Origin of the sequence: Sphingomonas sp. GC_Shp_6 (assembly GCF_026540835.1) — a bacterium.
GTDB lineage: Bacteria > Pseudomonadota > Alphaproteobacteria > Sphingomonadales > Sphingomonadaceae > Sphingomonas.
Genome location: NZ_JALNUO010000025.1, coordinates 19,790 through 27,497, shown reverse-complemented (window position 1 = coordinate 27,497; position 7,708 = coordinate 19,790). Strand labels below are relative to the sequence as shown.

Below are 7,708 nucleotides of genomic sequence, written 5' to 3'. Positions count from 1 at the left end.
GTCCCCGTAGCTCAGTCGGATAGAGCGTCGGTTTCCTAAACCGATCGGTGACCGCCTTGCGTCGTAGAAGAATTGGCGGTTTTCTGCGGGTTTGAGCCTAGTCGGCTGTGCCAGACCGCAGCTTGTGTGCCCTCTTTTGTGCCACCCCCACCATCGCGGCGGCAACCTGATCCGGCGTCAGGAAGTCGAGGTATATTTCCGTGGTCTTGACGCTGGTGTGGCCAAGGATGCGTTGCAGATCGTAGATGCCGCCTCGTCCTTCGCGCAGATACTCGACAGCGAACAGGTGGCGCAGGTCGTGGAAGCGGAAGCGCTTGTACTCTGTGCCGGCCTTCACCGCCCGCGCGGCCGCGCGCCGGGTGTAGTCGGCGAAGTTGGAAGCGACGTTGGTGTAGCGCTTGCCAACCGGCTTGCCATCGGCATCCTCGCCCAGATGCCAGAACACATAGGGACATTTGAGGAAGCGCGGCTGGCGCTGAACGATCGCCAGCGCGGCCTTGGACAGCGGCACAGAGCGCAGGCGATTACGCTTGCCGGTGAATGTTGCCGTCAGCCCGGCCGCATTGATGCCGCTGTGCTCGAGGCCAGCGATTTCTTCTTCACGCATCCCCGTCTCGCGGGCGAACAGCATCATGTCGCCGAATCGTGTCGCGCGCCGGCCGATCGTCAAAGTGATGGCGTCCGAGGTGGGCAGGGCGATCGGATCGCGCCGCTCCGGCAGCCGCTTGCGGTTGAAGGCCTGCGCCGGATTGTCGTGGATCCACTGTTCATCGATCGCGTGGGCTAACACGCTCGATATCGCTGTGAGGTCGCGCCGGATCGTCGCGTTGGTCACGCCCTGGCGTTGCCGGCCTTTGACGAGATCGCGGAGCATCGCCGCATCGATCTCGTGGATGTTCTTGTCGTCGAGCCACTGGCGGATATGGTTGAGGCTGACGAGGTAGCGGCTGACGGTGGTGGCTGCGATCTGCCGCCCGATATGTTCGCTCCAAGATACGACCGCCGCCTGCCAGCTCGTCGGGCCATCGATGCCGAAGTGTGCCTCATCTTCGATGGACTCGCGCAGCGCCTTCAGCCGTTTCTCCGCGACTGATTTAGCGCGAGTTCGTAGGCTTTGCCGATATTCGATGCCCCGGACTTTAAAACGCGCCCACCAGATTGAGTTGCGGGTGTAGAGGTTCGACATGCCTTCTTCCGGTTTACGCGCGCCGCCCAACGCTTCAGGTCGGCAATAACGAATAGCCATCGACCTGCCGGCTTGGATGCACCGGGAATCGATCCCAGCGATGCTAGGTCCTGAAGGGTCCTGTAGGAAAGGCCCGTGATCGCACGAGCCTCCGCGATGCCGCACCGGGTCGGATCAGCCACCATCGGTAAACCGATCGATGTCGTTGCCCCAAGCATCCCAGCCCGGCCGGCGCTGGCGGGCGAACAGCTCGGCATAGGGGCCGGCATAGAGCGCTTCGACATCCGCGTGCATTTGGTCGGGCTTGCGGCTGTGCTCGCGCACCGGCGCCTCGATCAGGTTCCGGATCGAGCGCGACGTGACGCGGGGTTTGCCGATCGTGCCGACGAGATAGAACTCGGCAGCCGAGCGGAAGACGTAGCCGGTGCCGAACGTCCAGCGCTGCCCGGTCTTCGACCGCTTCGCCCAGGCGCCCGCGCTCTTGAATGTGAACCCCCAAGCCGCGAGCAGCTCGATCGCGCGGTCGAGCAGTGGCGCCGTCGCCCACATGATCAGCGCGCAATCGGGCGCGGCGAGCCGCGCGACCGGCAGCGCTGCCAGCTCGGCGATCGACATGCACGGATAGTGCGCCACCGGGTTCTTCAGCTCTCCCGCCTTCGAGCGGTTCAGGAAGCGCCAGGGCGGGTCGGCGAGGATCGCGCCATAGTGGCCCGCCACTAGCCCCGAAAAAGGCCATGCGGCGGGCTGTGCGGGCGGTAGCGGCGCCACGTCTGGTAGCATGACAGGCTCGCGCGTGCGGTCGCCTAGATCGGCCTCAAACAGCTCCAGCGTGCCTGCGCCCGCGATGCGCCGTAGCGATGATGTCCGACGCACATTCGCAAGGTGGTGATCGCGATCATAGGCGAGGTGGCAGCGCTGACACCATGCGCGCAGCTCGTGGTCGGCCGAGCGCTCGGGCTCATGAGTCAGGTGGCCAACCGTCAGCACGACGTGCGAGCCGGTGAAGGGATGCGGCTGACCATGCATGGCGGAGCACCGGCCTAGGTGGTCATAGCCGCACTCGCCTTGGCATTCGCATCGTCCGCCGGCCCGCTCGAAGCGGATGCGGCGGCTGATCTCAGGCCAGTCCGCGGGGTAGCGCGCGGCGTTCGCGGGCGAGATAGGCATCAGCCCTGCGCCTCGATCGCATGCTCGATGTCGAGCTGACGCGTGTCGGCTTCCTCGCGACCATAGCGGATCGACAGAGCGACGTCGCACCACACGGGATGCTTCGTGGCGTCGTGATGCCGCGCGGCAACCCCCTGGGCGTTCGCACCCCACCAACGCGCCTCGCTGCCATGGCAGACGAAGCAACCTCCGCGCACATCGCGGCTGGTAAACGTCGCGCGCATCAAGACGCACCTTCCTCGTTAATAGGGGGGGGTGGCGGCGCGAGCTTCGGCGAGTTCGTTCTGCAAATCGGTGACGATCTCGCTGGGGCAGTCGCAATAGGAGTAGCCCGCCGGTAGCCTCTCCATGAGCGAACGGCCGACATTCGCCATGTCTCGGACCTCTGCCAGCGCTGACGTGTAGCCGTGCTTCTGCCAATCGTCGGAAGCGTTGTGGATCGTCTCCAAAATGTCGGCCTGATCGGGCTTGGCGGCGCACGTTTCGGGCGGCAGAGCGAGGAACTCTACCACCTCAGGCAGCAGGTTAACGGCAGCGACGATGAGCGCGGTGTTGTGCTTGCCTCGTCCCTGTTGCGCCGCAATTTGGCCGGTATGGGTCGTAACCATCGCGCCGTATTCACCAGCAGCTTCTGGTGATGCTTGGATGCTGCGATAATGCCCGCCCCGTTCATGCCAAGGCAGATGGTCGGCCCTGATGATAAGCGCTCGCAGTTCGGCTGCAAAAGTCTCCCGATGCTGCGCTGCGGTTGGGTTGGTCGCAATGCGGCTACAATCCGCGAATGCCCTCTGCTCTTTAGCTAAGGCAGCCAGATGTTCGAAGGGTGGATATTCAGGGTCGGCACCATCCAGCACGACTTGCGCGACGTATCGAACCTGCGCGGCTGAGACAGCGCGAACTTCGCCGTCGGTCCAAGCGGCAATACGCTCAACGAGTCTCCGGAAGCGTGCGGGGTGTTTCAAGGCGTACGACGCGATCATGCTGCATGCTCCCGGCAGGCCGCGCGCGGGGCGTGGTGGTTGATGTAGCGCTCGCGGTAGAGCAGCGCTTCAAGGCGCCGGCTCTCGCTCTCGGTGAGCGCTCGGGTGCGGCTGGTCGCGTCGAGACGGCCGATCTCCGCGTGGCGAGCCTTGGCTTGGGTGGCGCGGGGCATCAGCGGCCTCCTGCTATGCGAGCGAGCAGCAGTGCGACGGTGATCGGCGCGACGACGATCGCGACCAGGACGAGCAGGGTGATCTTGAGCGCGTGGGTCCGCGCGGGCGTGGCGGCTTTCATGCGGCCTGTCTCCATTGGTCGGCGTGGGCAGCCGTCGCGCCGCGATCGGCCGCGGCCTGGGCGCGCAGGGCGCGCGTGGTGTCGGTGAGCCAGCGGGCGCTCGGCTCGGCGGTCTCCCACCACAGCAGCGCGTCGACGGCATCGGCGAAGCCGATCGCCTCGGGGTCGCCATAGCTGGTGTCGGCCGCGACGCGGGCGCTCCGGGCTGCGATCGTCAGGCTCGCGACGCGTTCGAACGGCCATGCGCCTTCGCGCTCGGGGTCGCCAAGCCATTCGGGTTCGGGCTCGATCGCGGCGATCAGGCGCCAGCCGATGGCGACGGCGCGCATGATGCGGATGCCCGCGTCGGCCGCGGCCGGCGACAGGCGCCCGGCATCGACAAGCGCGGGATAGCCTTCGACACGCTGGGCGAGCAGGCGGCGGGCGACTGCGGCGAGCAGCTCGTGATCGTTGTGCCAACGCGGGCGCATCAGATCATGCCCAGCGATTGGAGGTAGGTTTCGAGGATCGCTTCCTCTTCCTGGAACTCCTCCTTCTTCTTGAGTCGGATCGACATGACCTTCCGGATCGCCTTGTCGTCGTATCCGCGGCCCTTCGCCTCGGCGAGCACGTCCTTCAGGTCGTCTTGGGCGCCCCTGATCTCCTCCACGATGCGCTCGGCGCGCTCAATCAACAGGCGCAGCTCCTCGGCCGCGGTGTCGCCGTTCGTCTTGATCGGGTCCGGAACGTGGCGTGCCTTCGCCTTCTTCGTGCCGGGCTTGGCGACGATCGCCGTCGGGATGTGGCGGACGTTGCCGCCGGCATCGCGCACCATGCGCATGGTCATCGCGTTCATGCTGCAACTGCCCCGGCGATCGCATCGGTGATGCAGCGCGTGCACGCCGTGTGCGTCGCCCAGCGACAGACATGCTCCATGCCGTCCTGTTCGGTGATGCACGGATCGCTCTGCGAGCAGCCGCAGCCGCGGCAGACGCGCGGGTGGCGATGGGCGGGCTCGGTTGCGAGCTGGCGGTAAACTGCTCGATCGAACGGGATCAGGCTGGCTATGGCGAGCAGCAGATCGGCGTCGCCGGTGGCGGCGCCGGGGCGCTCCAGGAGCATGATGGTGTCGCGCATGCGGCGGTATCGCGCGCGGGTTTCGTCCAGGTTCGGCCGCGGCCCGTTGATCCGGTTATCAGCGAGGATCAGCAGCGCGCGCGCGAGCGCGTCGATGCTGTAGCCCGCTGCCGCGCGGCGGAGGGCGAAATAAGCGGCGGGGGTGAGCGCGGCGGTGCCGGCGGCTTTGCCGGTGTGTCGAGACGTGATGGTGCAGACGTGCATGGTCGTGGCTCCTTCAGCGGGCGGTGGCGTTGGCGGTGCGGAAGACCCAGCAGAGGACGGTCTTTCCGAGGGTGGAGTTGATCGGCTTCACCTCGACGAACTTTCGGCGTTTCGAGGTTTTCAGCAGGCGCTTCAGCTCGTTGGCGGCGCAGGGCATCTGTAGGCGCATGTCGCCGCACCGCTGCTCGAACTGGACAAGGTTGATCGCGTGGACTTCGGTGACGCGGCTGTGATCGATCGGGTTGGTCGGCGTGTCCGATTCGACCGTCTGCATGTGGTCGAAGCGTTCCCAGAACCATTCGACATGGGGGTGATCGCTCTCGACGGTGCGCTGCCGATCCTCCAGCATCGACAGGATGAAGGCGTGGGCGTCGGTCACGTCGTGCTGGGACAGGTTCGTCACCACAAGGCGCATCGCGTCGAGCATCGCGGCGAGCTGCGCGTGGTTCTTCGCCAGGCGCCCGTTGCGGATGCCCGGATGCTTCAGCATGCCGGTCTCGTGGCGCTTGAACGCGGCGCGATAGGCTTCGAGGATCGCCGCCTCGCGGCGCACGACATGGACGGGAAAGCCGCTGATCTGCTCGACCGGGATGGCCGACAGCGTCTCGGCCGCGAGCTTCGTGGCAGGGGAGAAGCGGGCCTTGTCGAAATGGATGCCCATGATGCGCTCGCGCATCGCCGGCGACGCCTCGACGGTGTCGTTCTGGGCGATGACGATCGCACCGCGGAACGGCGGCTCGAAGGTCTCCATGCCGCCGTTGGCGATGGCGCGCGTGCGAACCGCCCGGCCGTTGTAGGCGGTCTTCAGCTCGTCCCACTCGAACCGGCGGCTGTGCAGCGTCTCCTGCCCGCGATCCCCTTCGATGAAGACGACGGGGAGATTGCCAACCTGCCCCAGCGTACGCGCGATGCCGGCGTTTGTGGCCTTGGTCGGATCGAAGCCCTCGTAATTGGCGCGGCCGACGAGCTTCCATAGAAATTCGATCAGGGTGGACTTGCCGGTGCCGGGGATGCCCGTCGCTTCCAGGAAGGCGAGGCTATCCTGCTCGGCGCGGATATGATCGGCGAACAGGCTGGCGAACCAGAAGGCGAGGACCACAATGCCCTTGGCACCGAAGGCGGTAACGAGGTGCGGCACCCATGACTGATCGAACTTGTCGGCATCGTAGGCGATGCGCAGCATGCGATCGGTGGTGCGTAGCTTGACCGAGCGCTTGCCGAGGACGAAGAAATCTTCCTCGTTGGGCTCGTAGACACGGCCCTGATGCACCGCGAGATCGCCGAAGATCCACGCGCTATGATCGATCGAATAGCCGGTGTGCTGGATCGCCTCGACGGTGCGCAGCTTGTCCCACTGGCGCTGCATCAGCTTGTCGATCTGGAACTGGTTGCCGGTCCACTGCGCGCCGGCCGCGATCGATGCGAGCCGCTTCTTGAACTCGCCGTTGGTCGAGCAGGCGGAGCCGGAGAAGGTCGCCTTAACGCTCACCCGCTCGTACGGGAAATCAACGCGCAGGAAATATGCGCCCTCTTCGAGGTTGGGATCGCGCTGGAAATACAGCGTGCGGAACACGCAATTCGCCAGCTCGGAAATCTCGACGGCCTCGGCCGCAGCCTTGTTCCACTGCTCGATGAAGGGCAGCGATTTGTAATCGTCCAGCTCGGAGTCGTCGGACTCCATCCATGCCTGATGCACGGCCTGGATGCGCTCGATCGAGAAATTGGCCCAGAGCTGGCGCCCGGAGAACACGATGGGGAAGGAGCCGTTCTTGTCGCGCTCGTAGAAGAGCAGCGCTTTGGCCGATGCGCTTGGCGCGATCGTGACCTCGCCGTTCCAGCGATAGTCGTTGAGATCGGCCGCGGTGAGCTTGTCGCGCTGGGCGAGATCGTTCCAATCGAGCTTGTCGCCTTCGCCATCCGGCCGCACCTGCGCCGCGCCGCAGATCCAGCCGGCCTCGCGCGCGCGCTTCACGAAACGGCGGGTGTAATCTGTGCCCGCCTTGCCGACGTCGAAGGCGAAGATCAGCTTGGGCGGCGCGCGACCGATCGCGCTGGCGGCGTGGCGCAGCGCGGCGAGCGCGGCCTCCGGATAGTTGTTGCAGCTCATCAGGCTGACCGCGGCGACCTTCGCCGTTTGGGTCAGCGCGATGGCGTCGAAGATGCCCTCGCAAAGCCATATTTCCGGGGCGCCGGCGAGCGCCGCCATCGACACGCTGGGGAGGGACCACCACTGGCCCTTGTAGGAGCCACCATAGCCGAAATTGGCCTTCTTCTTGCCGAAGCGGCCGGGCTGATCGATCAGCCGTTCCCAATAGGTGCCGCCGGGCAGGGGGAAGCGGACGGTAGCCGAGCCGATGCCCAGCTCGCGATCCTGATACCACTCCTCGCTGTAGCTGCCGCGCAGGCCGAGCAGATCGAACCCGCGGCCGTGCATCAGATAGGCGTCGGCCGCAGCGTTCGGGTTCTCGGGCGTCTTCTTATGGCGCTTCGACCAATCGTCGAAGATGTCGGGATAGAGCTGCTTTACGGGGAAGGTCGCGCCGCATTTATCCTCGCGACCGCATCGCAGCACCCAGGGCTTGTCGGCGCCGGTCCACAGCTCGCGCTTGCCGCAGCCGCCGTGTTCGGTCGGGCACTTGCCACCGCGCAGATAGGTGCCCTTCTGCTTCAGGCCGAAATCGGCCTCCAGTCGCTTCGTGACTTCGTTGTGCAGGTCGGGACGCATGGGAAAGGGGTCAGTCCTTCAGACAAGCCGGGGGC

10 protein-coding genes are annotated in these 7,708 nt (G+C 65.7%); all 10 read right to left on the bottom strand.

What is annotated here, in order from left to right; translation table 11 throughout:
• Positions 1-97: 97 nt before the first annotated feature.
• The 10 genes from OXQ95_RS17690 to OXQ95_RS17645 all read right to left on the bottom strand — a co-directional run bounded on the left by OXQ95_RS17690 (position 98) and on the right by OXQ95_RS17645 (position 7,673).
• Positions 98-1,246, bottom strand: coding sequence for a tyrosine-type recombinase/integrase (locus tag OXQ95_RS17690; RefSeq protein WP_267382191.1), 1,149 nt, complete (start codon positions 1,244-1,246; stop codon positions 98-100).
• A 114-nt stretch (positions 1,247-1,360) separates the two neighbouring features.
• Positions 1,361-2,353, bottom strand: a complete 993-nt coding sequence (locus OXQ95_RS17685; protein ID WP_267382193.1) for an MT-A70 family methyltransferase — start codon at positions 2,351-2,353, stop codon at positions 1,361-1,363.
• The gene (locus OXQ95_RS17680; protein ID WP_267382195.1) at positions 2,353-2,577 is read right to left on the bottom strand and encodes a hypothetical protein; all 225 of its coding nucleotides are present in this window, start codon (positions 2,575-2,577) and stop codon (positions 2,353-2,355) included. The genes OXQ95_RS17685 and OXQ95_RS17680 overlap by 1 nt, the downstream gene beginning before the upstream one ends.
• 18 nt (positions 2,578-2,595) lie before the next feature.
• Positions 2,596-3,333: a hypothetical protein gene (locus tag OXQ95_RS17675; RefSeq protein ID WP_267382197.1), complete on the bottom strand. Its 738-nt coding sequence runs from the start codon at positions 3,331-3,333 to the stop codon at positions 2,596-2,598.
• Complete coding sequence (locus OXQ95_RS17670; RefSeq protein WP_267382199.1) at positions 3,330-3,506, bottom strand: hypothetical protein; 177 nt, start codon at positions 3,504-3,506, stop codon at positions 3,330-3,332. Before OXQ95_RS17670 ends, OXQ95_RS17675 begins: the two co-directional genes overlap by 4 nt.
• A complete protein-coding gene (locus OXQ95_RS17665; RefSeq protein WP_267382201.1) occupies positions 3,506-3,628 on the bottom strand; it encodes a hypothetical protein in 123 nt (40 codons plus the stop codon). The genes OXQ95_RS17670 and OXQ95_RS17665 overlap by 1 nt, the downstream gene beginning before the upstream one ends.
• On the bottom strand, positions 3,625-4,098 hold the full coding sequence (locus OXQ95_RS17660) for a hypothetical protein (protein WP_267382203.1): 474 nt from the start codon (positions 4,096-4,098) through the stop codon (positions 3,625-3,627). The genes OXQ95_RS17665 and OXQ95_RS17660 overlap by 4 nt, the downstream gene beginning before the upstream one ends.
• Positions 4,098-4,343: a DUF2312 domain-containing protein gene (locus OXQ95_RS17655; protein WP_267382374.1), complete on the bottom strand. Its 246-nt coding sequence runs from the start codon at positions 4,341-4,343 to the stop codon at positions 4,098-4,100. The genes OXQ95_RS17660 and OXQ95_RS17655 overlap by 1 nt, the downstream gene beginning before the upstream one ends.
• 116 nt (positions 4,344-4,459) lie before the next feature.
• Positions 4,460-4,948, bottom strand: a complete 489-nt coding sequence (locus OXQ95_RS17650) for a hypothetical protein (protein ID WP_267382205.1) — start codon at positions 4,946-4,948, stop codon at positions 4,460-4,462.
• 13 nt (positions 4,949-4,961) lie between these two features.
• The gene (locus tag OXQ95_RS17645; protein ID WP_267382207.1) at positions 4,962-7,673 is read right to left on the bottom strand and encodes a toprim domain-containing protein; all 2,712 of its coding nucleotides are present in this window, start codon (positions 7,671-7,673) and stop codon (positions 4,962-4,964) included.
• Positions 7,674-7,708: the final 35 nt, after the last annotated feature.